The organism is Spiroplasma sp. ChiS, assembly GCF_002968355.1.
In the GTDB taxonomy this organism is placed as follows: domain Bacteria; phylum Bacillota_I; class Bacilli_A; order Mycoplasmatales; family Mycoplasmataceae; genus Spiroplasma; species Spiroplasma citri.
In genome coordinates, this window is record NZ_PUUH01000089.1 from 1 (window position 1) to 1694 (window position 1694).

Here is a 1694-nt window from a genome sequence, read left to right on the forward strand (position 1 = left end):
ATTATGAAATAAACCAATTAACTAAATATTTAGATTTAGCAGAAAAAATGAAATATTACAAAATTATCACGACCATTCCTAGTGCAAAAGAATCAGATTTTAAAAATATGAGTTTAATTGAACAAGAATTTAATGAAATGGTTTTTAAAATCAATCCGATTATGCAAAAAGGATATGATTTGGTGAGAAGTCTAGAAAGAGAGTTATAAAAATATGTGAAATAAAATTAAAAAGAAAAAAATAAGTTTATTGATTGGTTTATGTTTTGTTCCAATCATTTTTATTTTTTGTTTAACATTATTTGGAATAGGTTATTCAATTTTTATTAATTGAAAAGAAATTACAATATTTATCAATGAAATTAAGCAATTTCAAATATTATCATGATGAAATTATATAATTAAAAGTAAATACGGATTATTAGTAACAGTTGGATTAAGTTTAGCGTTTTATTGCTGGTTTTTTTATTTTGTTTTATTTAGTAAAGTGAAGAGTAAAGAAACTGCAATTAAAACAACAGATAAAATAAATTTTGGGGATAGTAAATGATTAAGTATAAAAGAAATTGATGATATTAGTGAAAAAGTAAATATCAAAGATAATTATAAAAATACAGGTTTTATTTTTAATTGTAATAAAAACAAAAAAGATTTATTGTTTAATTTAAAAAAAAATATTCATAGTGTTATTGTTGGCTCAACAGCAAGCGGAAAAACACAAGGCATAGTATTACCAACAATTTATTTAAATGGAAAATCAACTGCTAAACCAACTATGATCATAACCGACCCCAAGGAAGAATTATATAATTTAACTAGTAGTGGGTTTTTATCAGAAAATAGTTATAAAATAAAAGTTATTGATTTTCGTAATTTAGAGAAAGGAAATACTTGAAATCCATTAAAACTAATTTATGACGACTTTATTAAAATGATAATGACAAATAACAAAAAAGAAAAAATGAGATGAAAAATAAAATATCAAGATAAAATTAGATCACTTAGTCATATGTTAATTGACAAAAATATTGAAGATGAATTTTGAAATAATTCAGCAAGTATGATTATTCAAGGAATTATTTTGGCAATATTAGAAGATTATGAAGATAAAATAAGCAAAAATAATTTAACAACAGAAATAGAAGAAATTTTAAAAAAAGAATTATTTTTCAACAAATTTAATATGGCTTCTGTTGTTGCCATTGCTAGTATTAAAAAAGTTCTAGTTGAATGACTTAATAATCGAAAAAATACCAGCATTGCCAAAATAACTGCAAGCCAAGTTTTAGTTGATAGTAAAGAAAATCGAACACTAGATGCTATTTTAATGACTGTTGCAAAAAGTTTAGAAATATTTAACAATGATTTTATTCGTAATTTAACATCCCAAAATGATATTAATTACAATGATTTTATCGAATATCCAACAGTTTTATACATCATATTTAGTGATGAAAATGATAATTACTATAAATTAATAGCAATATTAATTAGTCAAATTTATCAATTTTTAACAAATAAAGCAAGTAAAATAATTGAACAAAAACTAGAAAAACCAGTATATTTTATTTTAGATGAATTTGCTAATTTAACAAAAATAAACAACATTGAAAAATGAGTTAGTATTTCGCGCAGCAGAAACATATTTTTTCAATTTATTTTACAAGATATCAACCAATTAAAATTAAATTATGG

At 21.8% G+C, this 1694-nt stretch carries 2 protein-coding genes; both read left to right on the top strand.

The genetic code is table 4. The annotated features are described in order from the left end of the window. A partial coding sequence (locus C6B38_RS09790; RefSeq protein ID WP_162475836.1) for a hypothetical protein occupies positions 1 to 209 on the top strand: 209 nt, incomplete at its 5' end. Positions 210 to 213: 4 nt separating this feature from the next. Beyond that, positions 214 to 1694 (top strand): type IV secretory system conjugative DNA transfer family protein (locus C6B38_RS03190; RefSeq protein ID WP_146693287.1); only part of this gene is annotated, 1481 nt, incomplete at its 3' end.